This is a genomic window from Pectobacterium actinidiae (assembly GCF_000803315.1).
Lineage (GTDB): Bacteria > Pseudomonadota > Gammaproteobacteria > Enterobacterales > Enterobacteriaceae > Pectobacterium > Pectobacterium actinidiae.
Genome location: NZ_JRMH01000001.1, coordinates 2,525,997 through 2,551,068 on the forward strand (window position 1 = coordinate 2,525,997; position 25,072 = coordinate 2,551,068).

Annotated in this window: 19 protein-coding genes; 11 read left to right on the forward strand and 8 right to left on the reverse strand. The window is 53.4% G+C overall.

The genetic code is table 11. The annotated features are described in order from the left end of the window. Nucleotides 1-36 precede the first annotated feature (36 nt). Both KKH3_RS10710 and KKH3_RS10715 read right to left on the reverse strand, forming a co-directional pair. Nucleotides 37-1,554 (reverse strand): cellulase family glycosylhydrolase, encoded by a 1,518-nt coding sequence (locus KKH3_RS10710; protein ID WP_039359217.1) that lies wholly within the window; start codon nt 1,552-1,554, stop codon nt 37-39. A 293-nt stretch (nt 1,555-1,847) separates the two neighbouring features. After that, nucleotides 1,848-3,527 carry a 2-isopropylmalate synthase gene (locus tag KKH3_RS10715; RefSeq protein ID WP_039359219.1) on the reverse strand — a complete coding sequence of 560 codons (1,680 nt, stop codon included), beginning with the start codon at nt 3,525-3,527 and terminating at the stop codon, nt 1,848-1,850. 274 nt (nt 3,528-3,801) lie between these two features. Here KKH3_RS10715 and KKH3_RS10720 point away from each other — a divergent pair, with 274 nt between their 5' ends. The 7 genes from KKH3_RS10720 (at nt 3,802) to fabI (ending at nt 11,339) form a co-directional block, all read left to right on the forward strand. Then, nucleotides 3,802-4,611: an AraC family transcriptional regulator gene (locus KKH3_RS10720; RefSeq protein ID WP_039359222.1), complete on the forward strand. Its 810-nt coding sequence runs from the start codon at nt 3,802-3,804 to the stop codon at nt 4,609-4,611. Between the two features lie 395 nt (nt 4,612-5,006). Beyond that, the gene (gene sapA, locus KKH3_RS10725; protein WP_039359225.1) at nt 5,007-6,695 is read left to right on the forward strand and encodes an ABC transporter substrate-binding protein SapA; all 1,689 of its coding nucleotides are present in this window, start codon (nt 5,007-5,009) and stop codon (nt 6,693-6,695) included. Continuing rightward, the gene (gene sapB, locus KKH3_RS10730; protein ID WP_039359228.1) at nt 6,692-7,657 is read left to right on the forward strand and encodes a putrescine export ABC transporter permease SapB; all 966 of its coding nucleotides are present in this window, start codon (nt 6,692-6,694) and stop codon (nt 7,655-7,657) included. Before sapA ends, sapB begins: the two co-directional genes overlap by 4 nt. Next, nucleotides 7,644-8,534: a putrescine export ABC transporter permease SapC gene (gene sapC, locus KKH3_RS10735; protein WP_039359230.1), complete on the forward strand. Its 891-nt coding sequence runs from the start codon at nt 7,644-7,646 to the stop codon at nt 8,532-8,534. Before sapB ends, sapC begins: the two co-directional genes overlap by 14 nt. Nucleotides 8,535-8,550: 16 nt before the next feature. Next, nucleotides 8,551-9,543, forward strand: coding sequence for a putrescine export ABC transporter ATP-binding protein SapD (gene sapD, locus KKH3_RS10740; protein ID WP_039359234.1), 993 nt, complete (start codon nt 8,551-8,553; stop codon nt 9,541-9,543). Further along, nucleotides 9,543-10,358, forward strand: coding sequence for a putrescine export ABC transporter ATP-binding protein SapF (sapF, locus tag KKH3_RS10745; protein WP_039359236.1), 816 nt, complete (start codon nt 9,543-9,545; stop codon nt 10,356-10,358). The genes sapD and sapF overlap by 1 nt, the downstream gene beginning before the upstream one ends. Nucleotides 10,359-10,550: 192 nt before the next feature. After that, entirely contained in the window at nt 10,551-11,339 is a 789-nt protein-coding gene (gene fabI / locus KKH3_RS10750) for an enoyl-ACP reductase FabI (RefSeq protein ID WP_039359238.1), read from the forward strand. A gap of 110 nt (nt 11,340-11,449) precedes the next feature. Here fabI and KKH3_RS10755 read toward each other — a convergent pair whose 3' ends face one another. From KKH3_RS10755 to KKH3_RS10770, 5 genes are all read right to left on the reverse strand, one after another. Then, nucleotides 11,450-11,821 carry a hypothetical protein gene (locus tag KKH3_RS10755; RefSeq protein WP_039359243.1) on the reverse strand — a complete coding sequence of 124 codons (372 nt, stop codon included), beginning with the start codon at nt 11,819-11,821 and terminating at the stop codon, nt 11,450-11,452. A gap of 4 nt (nt 11,822-11,825) precedes the next feature. Then, nucleotides 11,826-11,936, reverse strand: coding sequence for a DUF6331 family protein (locus tag KKH3_RS22640; protein WP_477646122.1), 111 nt, complete (start codon nt 11,934-11,936; stop codon nt 11,826-11,828). Beyond that, nucleotides 11,899-12,906, reverse strand: a complete 1,008-nt coding sequence (locus KKH3_RS10760) for an FAD:protein FMN transferase (protein WP_052201327.1) — start codon at nt 12,904-12,906, stop codon at nt 11,899-11,901. Before KKH3_RS10760 ends, KKH3_RS22640 begins: the two co-directional genes overlap by 38 nt. Before the next feature lie 102 nt (nt 12,907-13,008). Beyond that, nucleotides 13,009-15,897: a flavocytochrome c gene (locus KKH3_RS10765; protein ID WP_039359246.1), complete on the reverse strand. Its 2,889-nt coding sequence runs from the start codon at nt 15,895-15,897 to the stop codon at nt 13,009-13,011. 392 nt (nt 15,898-16,289) lie between these two features. Beyond that, a complete protein-coding gene (locus KKH3_RS10770; protein WP_039359249.1) occupies nt 16,290-17,192 on the reverse strand; it encodes a LysR family transcriptional regulator in 903 nt (300 codons plus the stop codon). A 300-nt stretch (nt 17,193-17,492) separates the two neighbouring features. Here KKH3_RS10770 and KKH3_RS10775 point away from each other — a divergent pair, with 300 nt between their 5' ends. From KKH3_RS10775 to KKH3_RS10785, 3 genes are all read left to right on the forward strand, one after another. After that, nucleotides 17,493-19,805: an FdhF/YdeP family oxidoreductase gene (locus tag KKH3_RS10775; protein ID WP_039359252.1), complete on the forward strand. Its 2,313-nt coding sequence runs from the start codon at nt 17,493-17,495 to the stop codon at nt 19,803-19,805. 237 nt (nt 19,806-20,042) lie between these two features. Beyond that, nucleotides 20,043-21,977, forward strand: coding sequence for an exoribonuclease II (locus tag KKH3_RS10780; protein ID WP_039359256.1), 1,935 nt, complete (start codon nt 20,043-20,045; stop codon nt 21,975-21,977). 180 nt (nt 21,978-22,157) lie between these two features. Continuing rightward, on the forward strand, nt 22,158-23,075 hold the full coding sequence (locus KKH3_RS10785) for an aldo/keto reductase (RefSeq protein ID WP_039359259.1): 918 nt from the start codon (nt 22,158-22,160) through the stop codon (nt 23,073-23,075). A 78-nt stretch (nt 23,076-23,153) separates the two neighbouring features. On the opposite strand, the gene KKH3_RS10790 is transcribed toward KKH3_RS10785, so the two are convergent. After that, nucleotides 23,154-23,657 (reverse strand): Lrp/AsnC family transcriptional regulator, encoded by a 504-nt coding sequence (locus KKH3_RS10790; RefSeq protein WP_039359262.1) that lies wholly within the window; start codon nt 23,655-23,657, stop codon nt 23,154-23,156. 71 nt (nt 23,658-23,728) lie between these two features. Here KKH3_RS10790 and KKH3_RS10795 point away from each other — a divergent pair, with 71 nt between their 5' ends. Then, a complete protein-coding gene (locus tag KKH3_RS10795) occupies nt 23,729-24,910 on the forward strand; it encodes an MFS transporter (protein WP_039362353.1) in 1,182 nt (393 codons plus the stop codon). Nucleotides 24,911-25,072: the final 162 nt, after the last annotated feature.

Here is a 25,072-nt window from a genome sequence, read left to right on the forward strand (position 1 = left end):
GCAGAGTAAAGGGATCAATACCTTAACCGGGCGCGATTACGGCTCAGCGCCCCATACCAGCGTGCCTTTATCATGCACGGTGATCTTATCCCAGTTGCTATAGCTCGTGACGTTAGCGCCGTATGAATAGTCATTCGTTTCATTCACGTTGCTCCAGTCACCGGCATGGATACGAACCTGCACCTCACCCGTTTCCGCACCCGGTTGAAGGGAACCGGCTCCACTGCTGAAGGTCACCAGAACATAGCGGTTAGCCTTATCAGTGCTGGCGGCTGGCGTCCCTGTGCTGGTCACGATGTTGTTAGGCCCGACGTTCGCCCAGTCAACAAAGAGGTTCGCTCCAGGTTTACCATCATCATGGAAGTAGTAACGCACTTGCAGATCGCTCAGTTTGATCGGCGTACTTCCGGTATTTTTGATGTTAAAGGCCATGCGAATTGCATCATCGGACGGGTTGTTATCCACATTACGATATTGCAGCACGACATCACCCGTCGTTCCGTTACCCGGGTTGGTCGGTTCCGTTGGCGTGGTCGGCGTATCGCCACCGCTCAGATCCGAGCCCGCGCGAATCTGCTCTCTGACAAATTTCCCTGACGTAGACAGGTTTTGCTCCGTCCAACCACCTGATTTGCTCGCCCCCGGAGCCAGCGCGGCAGATGCCTCTGACTTGTCAGTAAGCGACCAGTTCACCCAGCTTACGCCACGGTTATTCAGGAAATCGATCCAGGTCTGCGATTCTGGCAGGAACGGCCCGCCGTTGCCGGACGCATCGCTTGTCCCCCATTCGCTGACAAAAATCGCAGCGCCACGGCTTTGTGCATAGTCAATGCGATCGCGCAGGGATTGTCCGTGCGTACCTGCATAGAAATGCAGTGCGTACAGGGTATTAGGATCGGGCAGTGGGTTGTCCGCCGCATCATGAATATCCTGACTCCAGGTGCCCGTACCAACGATAATGAGATTATCGGGATCTTTGCTACGGATGGTGTCAGTCACTTCCAGCGCATAGGGCCGAATCTGCCCGTTCCATGTCACGCCACCATTTGGCTCATTGGCGATCTCATAAATCACGTTCGGAGAGTTGCCATACAGCCCGGCCATTTCGGCAAAGAAGGTTTTTGCCTGTGCTTTATAAATATTGGGATCGTTGTCTGACAAGATGTGCCAGTCGATGATGATGTAAACGCCGAGGCTTTGCGCCGCCGCAACGGCTTCTTTGACTTTATTGGCAAGGGAAGGATTAGAGATATAGCCGTCAGACGAGGTATACATCGCGGCACGAAACACCGTAATCCCCCAGTCATCGCGCAGCCACTTCATCGAGTCTTTGTTAACATAGTCGCCAAACCACTGCAAACCGTGCGAACTGATCCCTTTCAGTTGCACCCTTTTCCCCTGTTCATCCACCAGTCGCCCGTTTTCGATGGACAACTGGCCATGCGTTTCTACTGGCGTGGCGGATAATGCTGAAAAACTGAGTGACATCCCCAGCACCGTTGTTACCACACCTAGCGTCAATTTCCTGACGATTTGATTCCTTCTCATCCACATATTCCTTATCTCCATTGTGACCCAATATGATCTTGGGTATAGGCATGATAAGGGAGATTTATGCTGCCGCAAATAATTTAAGAAATATCTCAATGATATTGATTTTATTAATTATTCGCCTAAAAATAGTAAGCATATAATGTTGTTGCTCTCGCCGAAGATAGGCCGCTCGTTTTCATCATCCTCCGTTGCTTCATATCCGATCCTGAATGAAGAACGCGCGGCCTTGAGCGCGCGTCCAGAAAGATCACGAACTTGCTATCCTGATTTCAGCGACGTGGCCTTAGCGCGTTTTATCTCCCAGCAATATCCCCGACCGCCGGAAATCTGGCTGCGGCGCTCAGCACCGCCAGCACCGAAGCCGTGATGATATTCGGATGTCGCCCAACACCGAAGCGCGATCCCGGCACACCAGACCATGCGGCTTCCACAATGGCTAACGCGACGGCATCCGCCCCTGCGCCCAGACTGCGCTCCTCATAGCTGTCGATACGCAGCGGTAACCCCAGCGCGTCCACCGTAGCGGAGATCGGGCCATTACCCTTTCCCTGGTAGTTTTGTGGCGAACCATTGGTATCAATGAGTTCCAAAGCAATCGCCTGCCCTTCGGGATCGTCTGACAGGTGATGCGCACGGTAAATAAAACCCGGTTGTTCAAGAACCGGAGAGAGGTAAGTCTGTTGGAAAATGTTCCAGATTTTCTCGCTGCTCAGTTCGGTTTCACTGGTTTCCGCCAGTGCCTGAACGATAGCGCTGAACTCCACTTGCATACGGCGTGGCATAACAATGCCATGATCGCGTTGCAGCAGAAAAGCGATACCGCCCTTTCCAGACTGGCTGTTAACACGCACGATACTGTCATAGGTGCGCCCCAGATCCTGAGGATCGATAGGCAGATATGGTACGCGCCACGGTGCATCTGAATGCTGTGCGGCAAACCCCTTGGCGATAGCGTCCTGATGCGATCCAGAAAAGGCTGTGAAAACCAGGTCACCGACATAGGGATGACGCGGATGGATAGGCAGCGCGGTACAATCCTCAGCCACGCGCGCCACAGCGGCAATGTCAGAGAAGTCCAGACCGGGTGAGATGCCCTGGGTGTACAGGTTTAACGCCATCGTCACAAGATCAAGATTGCCACTGCGCTCGCCATTTCCAAACAGGCAACCTTCTACTCGCTGAGCGCCTGCCAGTAAAGCCAGTTCCGCACAGGCGATGCCGGTGCCACGATCATTGTGTGGATGAACGGACAGCACGATGTGCTCGCGCCGCTCCAGACGCTGGTGCATCCATTCGATCTGATCCGCGAAAACATTGGGCGTCGCGACTTCTACCGTTGTTGGCAGATTAATGATCATCGGACGCTGTGGTCCCGCATCCCAGGCTCTGATGGCCGCGTTGCAGAGCAGCAGGGAAATATCCAGTTCGGCCATGCAAAAAGTCTCAGGAGAATACTGGAGAACCCACTGCGTTTGGGGATGTTCTGCCGTTAACTGTTTCAGCAGAGCAATATGGTGCTCGACCATCTCGACGATCTGCGCCACGCTCATACCGAACACGATCTCACGCCAGGCGGGGGCAATGGCATTGTAAAAATGAACAATCACGCGTCGCGCGCCAGCCACGCTGCGTACCGTTTCTTTCACCAGATCATCACGCAATTGGGTAATGACCATCGGAGTCACATCCTCAGGTATCAGCTCGGCATCAATCAAGTGGCGCACGATTTCAAAATCGGTGCGCGATGCAGAGGGAAATCCAACTTCAATCTCCTTAAAGCCGATACGAACCAATTCCTGAAACAGATGCAGTTTACGTTCACGGTTCATGGGTTCGAAGAGCGCCTGATTGCCATCACGCAGATCCGTAGAGAGCCAGACAGGGGCACACGTCAACGTACGCGATGGCCATTGGCGGTCGGCTAAATCGACAGGGGGAAAGGGGCGATATTTTTGCGAAGGATCGGTCAACATAACAATCTCCAGGGAGTCAATAGAACCTGATCCCCAGACTCAAAAAGCGGACCGTCGTCGGGGTCAGGAAGAAGCAGGATGGTGCATACTGCGAACGCATGCATACCGACCCCGACCGAGAGACAATCGTCGTAACGAACATGAATAATGGCTGGACGGCAGCATGTACGAGAGGCTCAAGGTTGTCATTACACGTCCATATTAGGTTTGCACAATTCGTCCATCTACATGAAAATAGACATTCAATTGTTTGTTTTGGACAAAGTGAATCGATATGGGTTTTTCTTCCCCTGGAGACGGTGGACACGCGCTTGACTTAAACGCGGCCGAAACTTCAGAGCTGCCTGTCACGGGTGTCGCCATGCATTACCCGCAGGGGCATGTGGTTCCCATGCACCACCACCGCAGAGGTCATCTTATTTATGCGGATAGTGGACTGGTGCAGGTGGAAGCGCCAACCGGACAATGGCTGGTCCCGCCCACCTCTGCCGTATGGCTGCGTCCAGGCGTTCCCCATCGCCTGATCATTCCGGTCGCGTCACAGGCAAATGGCATTTTCGTGCGTGAAGATATAGGCACACGACTGCCCACCGCAGACGGTGTCGTGCGCGTGTCTGGGCTGGCAAGAGAATTGATATCCAGGCTCACCGATGCAAACAGCCACGCAAACACGCCGCGCTATACTCAACTGCTAGGGGAGCTATTAATCGAGGAACTGCGTACAACACCGCATCTCCCCTTTCATCTGCCCTGGCCGCAGGACGTGCAGATACAGACGGTTTGCCAGATACTCATGAGCGACCCAGGTGATATCGCAACAGCAGAGGACTGGGCTGGAAAGTTGGCTATTAGCAGTAAAACCTTTCATCGCCGCTTTCTGAAAAGCACAGGGATGACGTTTGGCAAGTGGCGTCAACAGCTGCGCCTGATGTCATCATTAACGCTGTTGGTGCAAGGCGCCCCCATCACTCAGGTCGCGCTGAGCAGCGGTTACGACAGCCACAGTGCCTATACAACGGCATTCAGAAAACAGTTCGGGCAGTCACCATCAGCATTTATGGGCGACAGACGGCGAAACACATAACGCCGTCACAGGAATGTTGGGCATAAAAAAAAAGCCAGCACGTTGGCTGGCTAAAATAATACTGGAAGCAATGTGAGCAATGTCGTGCTCTCCTTCAGGGCCTGCGAGAAGCCACTGCTGAAGTGCGAAAATGATGATAATAGTTATCAGTATCATCTGTAAAGCACTTTGTTGAGAATTTTTCTCATTACCATACTGACTATGGGGTTCTTGTCATCAAAATCCACAGCAAAAATGCCGTTCAGGATACGATGATTTCTGCGAATAACCTCTCCACTGACACATCGGGGTGCCTTAAGCGGTTGGAAAGTCGCCAGACGCACACAACAAGAGTGGGGAGGATGCCAAGAGTGCGATACACTCTGTCTATAACCGTCTTGACTGAAAAATCCCGTATGTTCGGAAAAACCTGTTTCGCACTGGCACTCACCTGGCTGGCTTTGCCTGCACTGGCTGCACCACAGTCCGTGCCAACGCCGCCTGCTCCGCTGGAAAATGTTCGCCAGAGCGGTTTTGTCTATTGCGTCAATGATGTCCTGAACACGTTTAACCCGCAGATGGCGCGCAGCGGTGTCACCATTGATACGCTGGCGGCACAGCTTTACGATCGCCTGTTGGATGTCGATCCTTACACCTATCGTCTGATGCCAGAACTGGCTCAGCGCTGGGAGGTACTGGATAACGGTTCGACATACCGTTTCTACCTGCGTCGCGATGTGCCCTTTCAGCACACCGCCTGGTTCAGTCCAACCCGCAATATGAACGCCGACGACGTGATATTCAGCTTCCAGCGCATGCTGGACGAAAAGCACCCGTATCATGATGTCAACGGCGGCGACTATCCCTATTTCGACAGCCTGCAATTCGCCGATTCGGTGCAAAGCATCCGCAAGCTGGGCGAATACAGTATTGAGATCCGCCTCAACAGCCCGGACGCCTCTTTCCTCTGGCATCTGGCTACGCACTATGCGCCGATTCTGTCCGCAGAATATGCGCAACGTCTGGCGAAAGAAGACAAGAAAGAGTTGCTGGATCGCGAACCGGTCGGTACCGGCCCTTATCTGCTCGATGAATACCGCAACGGGCAGTATATCCGGCTGACGCGCAATGGCGATTATTGGCGCGGCCTGCCACGCATGCGGCAGGTGGTTGTCGATCTCGGATCCGGCGGTACGGGGCGTTTGTCCAAGCTGCTGACGGGCGAATGTGATGTCCTCGCCTATCCGGCAGCGAGCCAGTTAACGATCCTGCGTAATGACCCGCGTCTGCGTCTCTCGCTGCGCCCCGGTATGAACGTCGCCTATCTGGCCTTCAACGTGCGTAAATCGCCGCTGGACGACCGACGTGTGCGGGAAGCCATCGCATTAGCGATCAATAACGACAGGCTGATGCAGTCGATCTATTACGGCACGGCGGAAACGGCGGCGTCTATTTTGCCCCGCGCATCGTGGGCGTACGACAATGAATCGCAGATTACGGAATATAACCCGCAAAAAGCGCGACAAATTTTGCAGGAACTGGGTCTGACTAACCTAAATCTGCGCCTGTGGGTGCCCAGCGCTTCACAGTCCTACAACCCCAGTCCGCTGAAAACAGCAGAACTGATACAGGCCGACTTGGCGCAAATTGGCGTCACCGTGACCATCGTTCCGGTGGAAGGCCGTTTTCAGGAAGCCCGATTAATGGAACTCAGCCACGATTTAACGCTGGCGGGATGGGCAACGGACAGTAACGACCCGGACAGTTTTTTTCGACCGCTGTTAAGCTGCGCGGCTATTCGCTCCCAGAGCAATTACGCACACTGGTGCGATCCCACTTTTGATGAAGTGCTGCAAAACGCGCTCTCGTCACAGCAGCTTTCTAAGCGGATTGACTATTATCAGCAGGCACAGCGTATTCTGGCAGAACAATTACCCGTTCTACCGCTGGCGTCGTCATTACGGCTGTTGGCCTACCGCTATGACATGAAAGGGCTGGTGCTGAGTCCATTCGGCAATGCCTCATTCGCGGGCGTCTTCCGCGAGGACCAACAGACGCAGCAGAAGCCTTCTGCACCGGAAACCGTGGAGGAAGCACAGCCGTGATTATCTTTACCTTACGACGTCTGGTGTTATTGATAGTGACATTGTCACTGCTGACGCTGGTTGGCTTTAGCCTGAGTTACTACACGCCCAACGCCCCGCTCAACGGCGCAGCGCTGTTTGATGCCTATCGCTTTTATCTCACCAGCCTGCTTCAGGGGGATTTCGGTCGCTCCAGTATTAACGGACAGGCCATCAGCGAATTGCTGAAAGAAGTGTTTCCGGCCACGATCGAGCTTTGTCTATTGGCATTTGCGCTCTCGCTGCTGGTCGGCATTCCACTGGGCATTACCGCTGGTGTGATGCAGAACCGCGGCGCAGACATTGTGATTAGCACGCTGGCGCTCATTGGCTTTTCCCTACCGGTGTTCTGGCTGGCGCTACTGCTGACGCTCTTCTTCTCGCTGCATCTCGGCTGGCTGCCCGTTTCAGGCCGTTTCGACCTGCTCTATCAGGTGAAAACCGTCACTGGATTTGCACTGATTGATGCCTGGCTATCGGATTCGCCCCATCGCGGCGAAATGATCACCAGTGCCATCCGCCACCTGATTCTGCCAATTACCGTGCTGGCCGTCGGGCCGACCACCGAAGTCATTCGCCTGATGCGCGTCAGTACCACAGAAATCATCAGCAAAAATTACATTAAGGCAGCGGCAACGCGTGGGCTATCACGCTTTACGATCATTCGCCGTCACCTGATTCACAACGCGCTACCACCGATTATTCCCAAACTGGGATTACAATTTTCTACCATGCTGACGCTGACCATGATTACCGAAGTGGTCTTTAACTGGCCGGGTATTGGCCGCTGGCTGGTCAATGCCATTCGCCAGCAGGATTACGCGGCCATTTCTGCGGGCGTGATGGTGGTTGGCGCGATGGTCATCACGGTCAACATCCTGTCCGATATTTGGGGTGCTATGGCAAATCCGTTGAAACACAAGGAATGGTATGCCCTACGATAACGTCTATAGCGAAAAGCGGCTGCCTAGCCGACTAGGCGATACCTGGCGGGCATTCCATCAGGATATGCTGGCGATGATTGGGCTATACGGCTTTCTGATCCTGATCGGCCTGTGCCTGTTCGGCAAGTTTCTCGCGCCGTATGAAGTTGACCAGCAATTTTTGGGCTATCAACTGCTGCCTCCTTCCTGGTCGCATTACGGAGAAGTGTCGTTCTTTCTCGGCACCGACGATTTAGGTCGCGACCAGCTAAGCCGCTTATTGAGCGGTGCCGCTCCCACCGTCGGCGCATCGCTCATCGTCACCTACGCGGCCGCACTGTGCGGCATCGTGCTGGGCGTCTTTGCGGGCGTCACGCGCGGGCTACGCTCTGCAATGCTCAACCATATTCTGGATACGCTGCTGTCGATTCCGTCGCTGCTGCTGGCGATTGTGGTCATCGCCTTTATTGGTCCTAAGCTCGAACACGCCATGCTCGCCGTCTGGCTGGCGCTGTTGCCGCGCATGGTGCGTACCATCTACAACGCCGTGCACGATGAAATGGATAAAGAGTACGTGATCGCAGCTCGTCTTGACGGGGCTTCCACGTTTTATCTGATCTGGTACGTCGTATTACCGAACATTGCCGCGCTGCTGGTTTCCGAATTTACCCGTGCGTTGTCGATCACCATTCTGGATATCGCCGCACTGGGCTTTCTCGATTTGGGCGCGCAGTTGCCAACCACCGAATGGGGTGCCCTACTTGGCAACTCGCTGGAGCTGGTTTATGCCGCACCGTGGACCGTGATGCTGCCCGGCGCGGCTATCGCGCTGAGCGTGTTAATCGTCAACCTGCTGGGCGACGGCATCCGCCGCGCGCTCGTCGCGGAAACGGAATAAGAGGCGACGACTCCCTATGCCATTACTTGATATCCGTAACCTGACGATTGAATTTCTGACCCCCGACGGTGCCGTTAAAGCCGTTGACCGCGTCAGTATGACGCTGAGCGAAGGTGAGATCCGCGGGCTGGTGGGCGAGTCCGGTTCAGGTAAAAGCCTGATTGCTAAAGCCATCTGCGGGATCACCAAAGAAAATTGGCGCGTGACCGCCGACCGCTTCCGCTTTGATGACATCGATCTGCTGCAACTGTCGTCGCGCGAACGCCGCAAGCTGGTCGGCCATAACGTCTCCATGATTTTTCAGGAGCCGCAATCCTGTCTCGATCCGTCCGAAAGTATTGGGCGGCAGTTGGTGCAGGCGATTCCCGGCTGGACGTATAAAGGCCGCTGGTGGCAACGGTTTAACTGGCGTAAACGGCGCGCTATCGAATTGCTGCACCGCGTCGGGATTAAAGATCATAAAGATATTATGGGCAGCTATCCTTATGAGCTGAGCGACGGCGAATGTCAGAAGGTGATGATTGCCATCGCGCTGGCGAACCAGCCACGTCTGCTGATTGCCGATGAGCCGACCAACGCGATGGAATCTACCACGCAGGCGCAGATTTTCCGCCTGCTGTCACGCCTGAACCAGAACAATAACACCACGATTCTGCTCATCAGCCATGACCTGCAAACCATGAGCAAATGGGCTGACCGGATCAACGTGCTCTATTGCGGGCAAACGGTGGAAAGCGCTATCAGCGAAGATTTGATCACCGCACCGCATCACCCTTATACGCAGGCGCTGATTCGCGCGATGCCCGATTTCGGTCGTTCGCTGCCGCACAAAAGCCGACTGAACACGCTGACTGGCGCGATTCCCTCACTGGAACACCTGCCCATTGGCTGCCGACTTGGCCCACGCTGCCCTTATTCACAAAAACAGTGTATGCAAACGCCGCCATTGCTTTCCGTTAAGAACCATTTGTACGCTTGCCACTTTCCGCTCAACATGGAGGAACCGTAATGGTTGAGATGCTGCTTGAAGCCCGCAACCTGACCAAAACGTTCCGCTACCGGACTGGGCTGTTCCGTCGTCAGCATGTTGAGGCGGTAAAATCCGTCAGCTTTACGCTGCGTGAACGGCAAACGCTCGCCATCATCGGCGAGAACGGTTCAGGGAAATCGACGCTGGCTAAAATGCTGTCAGGCATGATTGCTCCGACCTCTGGTGAGCTGGTTATCGATGATCATCCGCTGCATTACGGCGATTATGGCTACCGCAGCCAGCGTATCCGCATGATCTTTCAGGATGCGAGCAATGCGCTCAATCCGCGCCAGCGCATCGGGCAACTGTTAGACGTTCCGCTGCGACTGAATACCGATCTCAGCGCCGAAGCGCGTGAGAAAGCGATCAATCACGTCCTGCATCAGGTCGGGCTACGTCCCGATCACGCCTATTACTATCCGCATGCGCTCGCACCGGGGCAAAAACAGCGCGTCGGTCTGGCGCGTGCGCTGATTCTGCAACCGAAAGTGATTGTCGCCGATGAGGCGCTGGCGTCACTGGATATGTCTATGCGGTCACAGATTATCAATCTGATGCTGGAGTTACAGGAAAAGCACGGTATCTCTTATATTTACGTGACACAGCATCTGGGGATGATGAAGCACATCAGCGATCAGATTCTGGTGATGCAGGCTGGCGAAGTGGTCGAACGCGGCAGTACCGCCGACGTGTTAGCCGCCCCGCTACATGACCTGACGAAACGTTTAATTGCCAGCCACTTCGGTGAAGCACTCAGCGCCGACGCCTGGCGACGCGACGGCGCACAACGTTAACCATCGCGCACCACGGCGGCATCCCCGCGACGACCACAGGGCTGTGGAAAAAGGGGATACTGCTCGGAGTACCCCTACCGTCCCCAACATGGTAGAATTGCGCGGTTTATTCATCTCGGTCGTCACTTGCCGCGTACGTTTACGGGCACAGAGGTGGCGATCGCAGCAACAATGATCACAAGGATTACTGCTATGGGTTTTCTTACCGGTAAGCGCATTCTGGTAACAGGTGTTGCCAGCAACCGTTCTATTGCCTACGGTATTGCACAAGCAATGCAGCGCGAAGGTGCCGAACTGGCCTTCACGTATCAGAACGACAAATTGAAAGCACGCGTTGAAGGCTTTGCCAGCGAACTGGGTTCCAGCATCGTTCTGCCGTGTGATGTCGCTGAAGATGCCAGCATCGAAGCACTGTTTACCGAACTGGCTAACGTATGGCCGACCTTTGATGGCTTCGTGCATTCCATTGCTTATGCACCGGGCGACCAACTGGACGGTGACTACGTTGATGCCGTTACCCGTGAAGGTTTCAGCATTTCTCACGATATCAGCTCTTACAGCTTCGTTGCGATGGCGAAAGCCTGCCGTAAAATGCTGAACCCGAACTCTGCGCTGGTTACCCTGTCCTATCTGGGCGCTGAGCGTGCTATCCCTAACTACAACGTAATGGGTCTGGCAAAAGCGTCTCTGGAAGCGAACGTACGTTACATGGCGAACGCCATGGGTGCTCAGGGCGTGCGCGTCAACGCCATCTCTGCGGGTCCAATTCGTACACTGGCTGCATCCGGCATCAAAGACTTCAAGAAAATGCTGTCGCATTGCGAAGCCGTTACGCCAATCCGCCGTGTCGTTACCATTGAAGACGTGGGTAATTCTGCCGCGTTCCTGTGTTCCGATCTGGCAGCCGGTATCTCCGGTGAAGTCCTGCACGTTGACGGCGGTTTCAGCATCGCTGCGATGAACGAGCTGGAACTGAAATAAGTCACCAAAAGTAGCCTATCCCCGATAGGCTACTTTCCTTCTTCTGCCCTATCCTGCCCCTATTAATTCTTCTGCTTATTTTTAACGGCAGAATTTCGGCTTCGGGGTGATTAAGTAGGAAAAGGAACACCCTGTTTTTTCAGCAGCGCCACGTCAATCAGGTAACGCAGCATATTGCGGTCATGTTCCAGATCGGTATTCGTATATTGTGTCGGATCTCTGTTTACCCATGAGTCTGTAACCCGCACTCCGGCGGGTGAACCCTCCAGTTTCAACGCATAGATAAAAAACCCTGTCCAACTCCGATGAAAACGGAGCCAGCCGTCCTCAAAATAGATAAACCATTTATCTTCCATCTGCTTTGGAATAACACCTTGTTTCATGTGTTCCGCTTCCTCATCCGTAAACAGTGCCTGAAAACTAAGCGGCGCAGTTTGCAGCGGGGCGGGAGCGTGTTTCCAGCTTTGTGCCTGAGCGTGCATAAATTTACTCGTTTCCTTGCGGGAGACTGGTGCGGATATGCTTTAACAAAGTAATAAAGGCTTGTTTATCTGCCAGATTATTCAGATAGGTGCTCGATATTACCGTGACGTCCAGTAGGCATAGTTACCGAATAATCCTTATCCAGCAACTCAAACGAATAATGTCGCTGAGACGAAAGGATAATCTCGCGGTTTTTCGTCACAAAGATGGCTTCAATATCCGGCCGGTTTTGTAGAAAGTAAATACCCGCGTTCACGCCCATACCATAAAGTAGCGTGGTGTAGATATCACCGTCCAGAGAATCATTAGAGATAACCGTTACGCTATGCAATTCGTTATCCAACGGGTAACCGGTTCGGGGATCGAGAATATGATGATAAATATGGTCGTCCACGGTAAAAAAACGCTCATAGATGCCAGAGGTCACCACTGATTTATTCTTCATCTTAATGATGCCAAGCAGACTATCGCGCTCCGCGAAAGGCTTCTGTAATCCGACGCTCCATAGCCCTTGCTCATCCGTCAACGCGCTGCCTATCGCCAGCACATTACCGCCAAGATTGATCAGCGCATCCTGAATCGCGTGTTGATGCAGAACATCCCGGACGATATCGGCAATATAGCCTTTCGCAATCGCGCCCAGATCGATCTCCATTTCGGCGCTTTCTAGCATCACGGCGTGACCTTGCTCTCTAAGAATAATGCGTTCGGGATGCGTTAACGCCAGCGCCCGTTGTATCGATGCCTGATCAGGTACCGTGCTGCCGCTAAAACCGATTTTCCATAGCTTGACGACGGGGCCAATCGCCACATTAAAAGCACTATTTTCAATCAGGCTCACCGCTTTGGCGCGCTTAATCAGCGCAAAGACAACCGGGCTGACCGACACATAATCGTTCCCTGCCGCGTGGTTGATGCTCATGACTTCCGACTGCGCCCGATTAACGGTCAGCAAATCTTCGAGCTGCTTGATGCGTTGGAAAACCTGTCTGACAGCGGTTTCATCATGGACAAACAGTTTGAGCAGGATGGGGCTACCCATCAGATGAACAGAATAGACGTAAGCGTTATCGGCAGAAGGCATACGGTGACTCCCATGAAAGAATGGCGGTAGAGAGGAAATGGCGAGCGCCCTTTCAGACGCCCGCCATTCGTCTTACTCTTTTATCACGTTATCTTCTACCACTTACTCTTCTACCAGAATCGGCTGCTTTTCAGCCTTTTTCGACGTAGTTTCAGGCATGGTTTTCGCAAATTTGGCCTGACGCGCCTTCGTCGGGAACGCGCCAGAATGACGCGGTGCCCGTGCATAGGCTGCCGCCTGAATCCCAGCCTGAATACCGAAGATAATGATATCCGCTACAGCATTTCCACCAATGCGATTCGCCCCGTGGATACCGCCAACCACTTCCCCTGCGGCATAAGCACCGGAGATCGTCTCTTTATGGCAATTCAGCACTTCCGCTTTTTCGTTAATGGTCACCCCGCCCATCGTATGATGTACGCCCGGCGCCACCTTAATCGCGTAGTAAGGAGCCTGATTCAACGGATCGCGCATCCCCGTGGTACGACCAAAGTCTTCATCGCATTTGTTGGCAATAAAGGCATTGTAACGTTCGAGCGAGGCGTGCAGCGCCAGCTGTGGCATGTCGAGCTTGTCGGCCAGTTCAGCGATACTATCCGCGCTGACGGTCAGCCCTTGTGCGACATACTCTTCAACGGCCCGATTGCGGTTTCTTACCTGCTCATCGAACAGGATGTACGCGTACTCTTCCGGCAGGTTGACGATAGCGGACGAGACGTTATCTCGCGTCTCCATTTCGTTAAAGAAACGCTCCCCGCGCTGCGACACCAGAATAGCCCCGCCGCCGCGAATGGATTCGGAGATCAGATAAGAAGTTGTCTGCTCAACCGTTGGATGGGTTTGAATTTCGCCCATATCCACCGTATTTGCACCGATCTGTTCCAGCAGGCGAATGCCACCGCCTGTAGCGCCTTTGTGGTTGGTGGTGACGAAGCCTTTCAGGTCTGGGCGGTATGACTCTACCATCGCCTTATTGGCACTAAAACCGCCCGTGGCGACAATCACCGCTTTTGTCGCAATCAGGTTCTCTTCCTGTTCATCATTGATGATTCTAACGGCGGTAACCTTGCCTTTTTCCTGCACAATTTCGGTCACCGACGTTTCCAGCAGCACTTCAATATTGTATTTATTGAGGTTCTTAATCAGCCCGCTGACCAGATAGCCGCCCACCGCTGCGCCATTAGCAGGGCGATGCGTTCTGTCAACGCTCATACCGCCCGTCGTGGTGATATCGCTCAGCTCAATATCGTGCTGCGCCAGCCAGTTAATCGCGTCAGACGCGTGCTCGACGAAATAGTGCACCAGTGCCGGATTATTCTTTTGCTTTCCGCTTTTCAGGGTTTCGTTATAGAACAGCGTATGGCTATCTTCGATACCTTTGTTTTGCTGGAAGACGGTTCCCGCCGCGTTCATACCGGCAGAAGCTTTGATAGTGTTGCCGCCGATGACGGGCATCTTTTCAATGACGATAACGCGCGCGCCTTCTTCGCTGGCCTGAATCGCCGCAGCCAGCCCCGCACCGCCGCTGCCAATCACCACCACGTCCGCTTCTCGGCGTGCATCCGGGTTACCACCATCGGCAATAATGGCATCCTTGCTCGACTTCACCATCGCCTTGGTGACGGCCTTTTTAATCGCTTCACTCTGCGCCGTTGCGCCTGTTACGGCGTCAACGTGTGGGCTATTAGTATTCAGAATGCGCTCGCGAATAATGTCAAAACTGATTTTCAGTGAATCATCAATATCGCTATTCTCCAACGCAATATCGGCGACTCGATTCTGCTCAAAATGCACAGTGATTTGCAGCTCGCTACCGTCATCCTGAACGTTTTCCTGATAAGCCCCGGATTTAAATTTCTTGCCGCTTAAATTCACGTCCCGAATCATGGCTTCAACTAATGAAAAGCGCCACAACGGTTCAGGGATCATTAATGTTTCGCGTTTATCGCTGGCAATATAAAGCTCAAGTTTTTCCTGATCGGCAATGCGATCTGTCCAGTCTGGATACGCAATACAGGCTCTGCCGACCGCAATCAGGTCATAACCATTTTCCAACGCCGCGCCGACGTCTGCCTGGTTGACAATATCCCCTACGCCAATCACCGGAATCGCCGCTAATGTCGCGGAACGACGGGCAACATATTTTTTAATCAACGGCGTCGGATCGTTTGTTTCGACAATCGATGAGCGCAGGATATTTCCCATAGAGAAGTGAACGTAATCCAGTCCACGCGCCGCTAATTTTTCCAGCAAATAGAGGGAATCATCAAAATGAATGCCGGGTTCTTCGATCTCCTCCGGTGAGAAACGATAGCCGATGATAAATGAGGGATCGGCGTATTTATCCGCAACCTCGTGGGTGATATCCAATACCGCCAACGGGAAAGCTGCACGTTTGTCACGGTTACCGCCCCATTTATCAGCGCGCTGATTAGAGTGCGGAGAATAGAATTGCTGAATAAGGTAGGTATTCGCACCATGAATTTCTACGCCATCGAATCCCGCCTGAATGGCGCGGCGGACGGCATCACCAAACTTGCCGATCATGGCTTCAACCTCATCGCCCGACAGGGCAACAGGAACGATGGCTCCCGCACGCGGCGCGGCAATAGCGCTAGGGGCAACGGGCGTCGCACCGCCGATAAAACGCGGTTCGACCATACGGCCACCGTGATAAATTTGCAGGATTGCCGTCGATCCCTTTTCTTTAATCGCCGTCGCAATTTTGGTCAGTCCGGCAATTTTGTCGTCGTTGTCTATCCCTATCGCGCCGGGAAAAGCCAACCCTTTGTCATCAATAAAACAGCATTCCACAATCACGGTGCCGATGCTGCCGGCTCTGGCCTGATAATATTCCACCAGCTCTTTGGTCACGCTACCATCGTAAAACCCGCTACAGGTGGTCATCGGTGCCATCAGTACCCGGTTTTTCAGCGTTGCGCCGTTGGGGAGTGTAAAAGCGGCAAATAAATCATGGTGACTATTCTTCATAGTGAATACTCCACTTAAAATAAAAATCTTGTTCGAAAAGGCCATGTTTGTTTTTAATCGTTAATTCTTCTGGCTGATAATTTGCGAACTTATTACTTACCAAGTATCTATTTTTTTAAATGTTATAAAACGTTTTTTTACTATTTAAACTATTTTGTAGTTCCGCTTTTATTAGGGGTATTCGCACAACTCTTTTTTATATTTAATATTCCACTTACCTTGTTAACATTTATTTATCCTGACCATAACTAATCGGATATTATTGATATTCTGCATAACAAAAAAGCGCCCCAGTCAACAATAAGACCGGGGCGCAATAAAGTCGGGATAGCGAGAATGACTGGGTGACTCTACACCCGTCAATCAGTTGCTCGGATACAGGATGAAAGCCTTTACGCCTGAGCTTGCAACCACTGCTGTGCCGCGTCAAAAAAGTTCTGCGCCAGCGGCGTTGCTCTGCCAGCTTGGGCCACAACGACGGCAGCGCGGCGGTGCATTGGCGGAAACAGCAGCGGTCGCAATTTTAACGCGGGCGTCATGTCTGGGATCAGGCTGCCGTGAGGCACAATGCCGCATCCAAGCCCGACATACGCACTTTGGATCAGTTGCAATACGGAAGCGCTTTCCACCTTGACCCACGGCGAAACACCCATTTCACGGAAATGGCTATCCAGATAGCGACGGAAATAGCGGCTGGCCTCAGCCAGACAGAGCGGAATCTCAGCAAGCGCATCAAGAGGCAGCGGTGTTTCTCCCACCATCTGCGGGAAATGTTGTGGATGGAACAGTAAATCAATGCCCTGCTCCGTTAACGGCGACGCCTGAAAGTGCAGTTCCTCTAGCGTCGAAAATTCAAAAAAGCCGATACCGACATCGACTGAATGTGCATTCAGCGCTTCCAGCAGTTGATCCGCACTGAACAGCGAGATCTGAAAATCCAGCTGCGGATAAACCTTGTTCACCGCTGCCAGCAGGCTCGACAGCGCGATACTGCTTTGCGGCACCGCGCCGATGCGTAATACGCCGCTCACGCCACGTTTCAGCGACGCGACTTCCAGTTTTAGCCCCTGATAAACCGAGACGATTTCCCGCGCCCAGGCCAGCACGCGTTCACCTTCGGCGGTGAAGCCTTCAAAATTATTACCCCGATTAATTAACGCCAGATCCAGCTCTCGCTCCAGATTTTTCAACCGCATGGAGAGCGTGGGCTGACTGACAAAACTGGCTTCCGCTGCCCGGCCAAAATGGCGCTCTTTCTCCAGATTGCACAGGTATTGCAGTTGCTTAATATCCATCGTCAGACTCTGTAGTGGGTAAGCGGCAAGTATATACTGATAAACTGATAAATCGCCTCTATCCCACCATAGCCGCATTTGATTAGACGCGATCGCTGGCGGCACCTAAACTTCCCTTAAGAGCAAATATTTAAAATTTTGTTCACATAAAAAAAACAAACCCTAAATAATTCGAGTTTCAGGACGGCGGCAACGCAGCGAGTCCCCAGGAGCTTACTCAAGTAAGTGACTGGGGTGAGCGAGGCAGCCAACACACCTGCAACTTGAAGTATGACGGGTTTATTCACCTGCGGAACGTCTATGAAATTCAAACCATCAATCAAGCCATACCGCAATGCGGCTGGCGGCTGGGGCTCGTTGGAAGCCACCACGCGTTTTGTTCTCGACAGCAAGCAAGCGCTGAAAAATATCCGAAACTTGTTACGGGTCAATAAATCGAAAGGATTTGACTGCCCCGGCTGTGCCTGGGGTGATGACAACAGCAGCACGTTCAGTTTCTGTGAAAACGGCGCGAAAGCGGTCAGTTGGGAAGCCACGCGCAAAGCGGTCGATCTGGATTTTTTCGCCGCTCACAGCGTGACGACGCTACGTCAGCAAAGTAATTATTTCCTTGAGTATCAGGGGCGCTTAACCCACCCGATGCGCTACGACCGCGCCAGCGATCGCTATGTCCCTATCGATTGGGACGCCGCATATGCGCTGATCGCTCAGCATATCAATAATATGGCACACCCCAATCAGGTGGAGCTTTATACCTCCGGCCGTGCCAGCAATGAAGCCTCTTATCTGTATCAGCTTTTTGGCCGTATGCTGGGCACCAACAATTTTCCTGACTGCTCGAATATGTGTCATGAGGCTAGCGGAATCGGTCTGAAACAAAGTATCGGCGTGGGTAAAGGCACTATCCGGCTGGATGATTTCGAACACGCTGACGCGATTTTCGTCTTCGGGCAGAACCCTGGCACCAATCACCCACGTATGCTGCACAGCCTTCGTCATGCCGCCGACCGCGGCGCACACGTCGTCTCGTTTAATACGCTACGTGAGCGCGGTCTGGAGCGCTTTGCTAATCCGCAGAATCCGCTGGAACTGCTCACGCCGCTATCTGGCACTATTAGCGAAACCTATCTGCAACCCAATCTGGGTGGCGATATGGCTGCCGTGCGCGGTATGGTAAAAGCCCTGCTGGAAACACATCGCCAGCGTTTGTCTGTCGGGGAAGCGGGTTTATTCGATCAGGCTTTCCTGTCCACACATACTCAGCAGGTAGACGACTATCTTACTGTGGTTGATGCCACAAGCTGGCAGAAAATTGAACAGCAATCCGGCCTGAGCGAAGCGCAGCTACGCTATGTGGCGGCGATTTATCAGCAGTCGCCACGTGTAATTTGCACCTGGGCGATGGGGATTACCCAGCACAAACATTCTGTCGCCACCGTGCGAGAAATCGTGAATCTGCAACTGCTGTTCGGGCAGTTAGGAAAACCGGGCGCCGGGCTATGTCCGGTACGCGGTCACAGTAATGTGCAGGGTAACCGCACCATGGGGATCGATGAGAAACCCACGGCCGCGTTTCTCGACCGTCTGGCGGCACATTATGACTTCACACCACCTTACACCGCAGGCCACAACACGGTAGAAGCGCTGGAAGCGATGCTGCGCGACGAGATAAAAGTGCTGATCGCGCTGGGCGGTAACCTCGCCGCCGCGGCACCGGATTCAGCCCGTACTGAAGAAGCGCTCAGCCGCTGCGATCTGACGGTGCATATCAGCACCAAGCTCAACCGCAGCCATCTGATTACTGGCAAGGTCGATGCATTGATTCTGCCGACGCTCGGCCGTACCGATCTCGATATGCAGGCCAGCGGTGCACAGTTTATTACCGTCGAAGACTCCTTCAGCATGGTACACGCCTCACAGGGCGTCGGACAGCCGCTTTCGCCGTTGCAGCGCTCGGAAACGGCGATTGTTGCGGGGATTGCCAATGCGGTACTCGGCCATGAAAAACTCGACTGGCTGGCGCTGGCGGACGATTATTCACGCATCCGCGACCATATCGCCGCCACCCTTCCTGGCTTTACGGATTTCAATGCCAACTGCGACCTGCCGGGCGGATTCTATCTCGGCAACGCAGCCGCTGAACTGCGCTTCAATACGCCCAACGGGAAAGCGCAATTCAGCCATGCCGCGCTGCCCGATACGCTGTTTCCGCAGTTGCAAGGCAGCGACGTGCCTTTTACCCTGCAAACCCTGCGTTCACACGATCAGTACAACACTACGATTTATGGTCTGGATGACCGCTATCGCGGCGTGTATGGTCAGCGGGAAGTGCTATTTATGCACCCGGATGATATCAGCGCGTTAGGGCTGGAAGACGGCGATCTCGTCGATATCGAAACGCTGTGGAACGACGGCATTACCCGCATCGTCAACGGTTTCAAGCTGGTAAGCTACGCGATCCCGCGCGGTAATCTGGCCGCCTATTACCCCGAAACCAACCCACTGGTGCCGCTGTCCAGCTTCGGGGATGAAACGCACACGCCGACGTCTAAATCCGTGCCGGTTGTCGTGCGTCGCAGTACGCAAGCGGAGTCTCTGCTGCGTATCGCCTAAGCATCTGTCTACTAGGCTGCAATTCACAACATAACCTACTCTGTCGTGCCGTGAGCTCTAATCGCGTGCACGGCAGGTGGATACATTCAAATCAGCGTTGACTTTACTCGGATTTATCCGCGTTTCTCCTGCCAATCTGTGCCTACGCCCTCCCCGATTATCCTTGCCGCAAGCACCCGATTCGAGTAAAACTGTGAACGGCTAATTGAGCTACTCACAACCGTATTTCTGGACGCTATGTTTCAAGATAATCCGCTGCTTGCACAGCTAAAACAGCAACTTCACTCTCAGACACCACGTGTTGAAGGTGTCGTCAAAGGTACCGATAAAGGATTCGGCTTTCTTGAAGCTGACGGACAAAAAAGCTATTTCATTCCCCCTCCGCACATGAAAAAAGTGATGCACGGTGACCGGATTACCGCCACCCTGCATACGGAAAAAGAGCGGGAAATTGTCGAGCCAGAAACGCTGATCGAACCCTTCCTTACCCGATTTGTTGGGTGCATTCATAAAAAAGACGATCGTTTATCCATTACGCCTGACCACCCACTGCTGAAAGATGCCATTCCTTGTCGCGCCGCGCGCGATGTCACGCATGATTTTCAGGAAGGCGATTGGGCGGTAGCTGAAATGCGCCGCCACCCGTTGAAGGGCGATCGTGGGTTTCATGCTGAACTAACGCAGTACATCACCACAGGCGATGACCCGCTGGTGCCATGGTGGGTGACACTGTCACGCCATAATCTGGAGCGTTCGGCCCCAGAGGTTGAGGCGACTGAGCGCCATGACGGCGAACTCGTCCGCGAAGATCTCACCGCGCTGAGCTTTGTCACTATCGACAGCGCCAGCACTGAAGATATGGACGATGCGTTGTACGTGCAGGACAACGGTGATGGTTCACTGCAATTAACCATTGCTATTGCCGATCCGACCGCGTATGTCGCTGCGGGTAGCGAGCTGGACAACATTGCACGTCAGCGCGCCTTCACCAACTATCTGCCCGGCTTCAACATCCCGATGCTGCCGCGCCCGCTGTCGGACGATATCTGTTCCCTGCGCCCGGACGAACGTCGCCCAGTGCTCGCTTGTCGCGTGACGATTGCCGCCGACGGTGCGTTGGGTGACGACATTCACTTCTTTGCCGCCTGGATCGAATCCAAAGCCAAATTAGCGTATGACAACGTCTCCGATTGGCTGGAAAATCAAGGCGAATGGCAGCCGCCAAGCGACGCAATTGCCGAACAAATTCGTTTGCTACATCGCCTTTGCCTGACACGCAGCGACTGGCGCACCACGCATGCGCTGGTATTCAAAGATCGCCCGGATTACCGCTTCCTGCTGGGTGAAAAAGGCGACGTATTGGACATCGTGGTTGAACATCGCCGTATCGCCAACCGTATCGTTGAAGAATCCATGATTGCCGCCAACGTTTGTGCGGCCATCGTGCTGCGCGATAAGCTGGGCTTCGGCATCTATAACGTGCACAACGGCTTTGATCCTGCCTCGATTGAACAGGCAGTTGCCGTGCTGGACACCCACGGGGTTCAGGCTGATGCGCAAGTGCTGTTGACGCTGGAAGGCTTCTGTATGCTGCGCCGCGAGCTGGACGCCCAGCCGACACAGTTTCTGGACAGCCGCATCCGCCGTTTCCAGTCTTTCGCGGAAGTGAGCACCACGCCGGGGCCACACTTCGGTCTGGGGCTAGAAGCCTATGCCACCTGGACATCGCCGATCCGTAAATACGGCGATATGGTGAACCACCGTTTGTTGAAAGCGGTTATCACCGGGCAGGTCGCGCAAAAACCGCAAGACGACGTCACGGTTCAGTTGGCAGAACGCCGTCGCCTTAATCGTATGGCTGAACGGGATGTCGGTGACTGGCTCTACGCTCGCTACCTCAAAGACAAAGCCGGTACGGATAATCGCTTTAATGCGGAAATCATTGACGTCACACGTGGTGGCCTGCGCATTCGCCTGCTAGATAACGGCGCAGTGGCGTTTATCCCGTCCTCCTTTATCCACGCCGTACGCGATGAGCTGGTGTGCAGTCAGGAGATGGGCACCCTGTCAGTGAAAGGCGAAGTGGTTTATCGTCAGGGGGATACGCTGGACGTCGTCATTGCTGAAGTTCGTCTGGAAACCCGCAGCATCGTGGCAAAACCTGCCGCCTAGCCGTCATACCGCCGAGTCATCTCGGCGGACAGCATCTCCGCGCGGGCATTCACGCGAACTGACCCGCGCGTCATCACGCGTTTATTCCGCGACATGCTTTATCAACGATATCGCCACGCCTGATCCGTTTTAAGCGTCATCGACGACAGACGTGCCCCCCTAATAACAGGAGCGTTCCCGATGAAGAAAATGACAATCGGTACATCCGCGATACAGGCTTCCAACATTGCGTTGGGCTGTATGCGAATGGCGAAGAAAAGCACGAGTGAAGCGGCTGACATCCTCAATGCCTCCGTCGAGGCAGGCATCGATTTTTTCGATCACGCGGATATCTATGGTTCCGGCTTGTCGGAAGAGATTTTCGCTGCCGGTTTACAGAAGACATCTATCCACCGGGACACGATTTTTCTCCAATCCAAATGTGGCATTCGTAAGGGATTTTTTGACTTCTCGAAAGCTCATATCATCGCCTCCGTTGAAGGCAGTCTACAACGTTTAAAAACGGACTATCTCGATACGCTCCTGCTGCATCGCCCGGATACATTATTTGAACCCGATGAAGTGGCCGCCGCCTTTGATGAGCTGGAAAGCAGCGGGAAAGTACGCCACTTTGGCGTCAGTAATCAGAATCCGTTACAAATTGAGCTGCTGAAAAAATCCGTACGTCAGCCGCTTATTGCCAACCAATTGCAGTTCAGCATCATGCACACGGGCATGATTGATGCCGGCTTTAACGTGAATATGACGAACACGGCATCGGTGAACCACGATGGCGCGATTCTGGAATACAGCCGCCTGAATACCATGACAATTCAGGCCTGGTCGCCCTTCCAGTACGGCTTTTTTGAGGGTGTTTTCCTCGATAACGAGAAATTCCCTAAGCTGAACGCGACGATTAATCACATCGCCGAGCAGCATCACGTGACCAATACCGCGATCGCCACCGCATGGATTTTGCGCCACCCCGCCGCCATGCAGGTGATTATCGGCACCATGAGTCCAGAACGTATCCGTGACATCGCGGCGGCGTCTACCCTGTCGCTCAGCCGCGAAGAATGGTATGAAATTTACCGCGCCGCCGGAAACGTTCTGCCTTAAGCAACGCATTGTCTTGAGAAACAGGTTGTTTTAAGAGGCGTATAGCACAGGCCCTGCGTCTCTGGTCACCAAGAGGCGTTATAAACTGGGAACAGGGCCACGCTCAACAAAGGTCGACAGAACAATATAGCTACGCGTACTGTCGACACCTTCCACTTCCTGTAGCTTACCTAACAGTTCCTCTAATCCTTCCGTATCCCGGGCGCGAACCTTGAGCATCACGCCACAATCTCCGGCAACGGTATGAAATTCCTCAATTTCCGGCAAATCACTCAGTGCCAATAAACGTTTGGTGCTCACGACATTCTTCGTGTTTACCAGCACAAAGGTTAATAAGGTTCGCCCCACCTTGCAGCCATCAATTTTTGCAACGGTACCCTTAATGACCCCATCCTTTTTTAGCCGCTTCACTCTTTCATGCACGGACGGCGCGGAAAGGTGCAGCGCTTCCCCTAACTCGGCATAGCTCCGACTGCTGTCAGTTGCCAGAAGGGCTAATATTTTTCGGTCCACTTCGTCCAGTTTTGCAGGGATGTGCCTTTCTTGCCTAAGCACATTCGTTTTTTCAATTTCATTAGTCATTTTATTTCCTTGCCCTAATAGTATTAGGCATAATTTATCACATGCAAAAATTGTTAGACATTGGGGATATCATGCCTATTGCTTTATGGGCGCTGGTTATTGGTGCTTTTGGTATTGGAACAACAGAATTCATCATCGCGGGTTTGCTGCCTGCAATCGCTGCTGATTACGGGGTAACGATCCCTGTGGCGGCGTATATGGCGACAAGCTATGCGCTTGGCGTTTTTGTCGGCGCGCCTGTGCTCATTATTCTTGGCTCCCGGTTACCCAAAAAAACCATGTTGGTTTTTCTGGCCGGGCTCTTTGTTCTGGGGAATTTGGTCACGGCTCTTGCACCTTCTATAGGGGTAGCGATCGCCGGACGCATTATCACCTCTCTGACGCACGGCGCCTTCTTCGGGATTGGCTCTGTACTCGCCGCTGAAATGGTGCCGAAAGAGAAACGCGTCAGCGCCATCGCTTTTATGTTCTCCGGCCTTACCGTTGCTAACCTTATTGGCGTTCCTGTAGGAACCTGGATTAGCCATCAGTTTTCCTGGCAAGCCACGTTCTACGCCATCACGGTGATTGGGGTCGCCACAGCGGTCGGCGTACTTGTGCTTATCCCCCCCACCGCCAAGCCCAAAGCACAGCATATCGGGCATGAGTTTGCTGCATTCGGAAACGCGAAAGTCCTGCTGTCAATGGGCATAACGATTCTTGGTCCTGCGGCTTTCTTTACCTCAATTACGTATATCGCGCCCATGATGACGGAAGTGGCTCACTTTTCAGAGGGATCGATTACCTGGCTGCTAATGGTATTCGGTTTGGGCTTGTTCGTGGGCAACTGGCTGGGTGGTCGCTTCGCAGACAGAGCGTTAATGCCCATGCTGTATGTCACTCTGTTTGGACAGGCTGCCATTTTGTTCATCTTCCATTTGACGGCCAGCAGTCAGATTGCCTCGGTGTTGTGCATATTCCTGATGGCGGCTTTTGGATTTGCGACTGTCTCTCCCATTCAGAAACTGGTGATGGACAAGGCCAGAGCCGCAGGCGCGCCGACGCTTGCTTCAGCGGTCAATATTGGGCTCTTTAATCTTGGTAATGCCCTTGGTGCCTGGGTGGGCGGGAGCGTTATCGCCAGCGGCTTCGGTTTCACGGCACCAAACTGGGCAGGCGGGGTTCTGTCGCTGAGTGCGCTGATCCTTGCTATCGTGGTTGGTGTGGTCGATAAACGAAGCAGCCCGTTGACGGCATCCGTAGAGTGCCATTGATGAAATAGACAGCACATACAAAAATGCGCGGGTTATGTCCGCGCTCAAGTTCCATTAGCCGGCATAGCGCCATGAACTACATCGCACGTCAGCGCTGATTATTTATCAAGTTGGGCCAGCTGTTTTTCCGCACTTATTTCTCCCTTTTTACCGCGCCAGCAC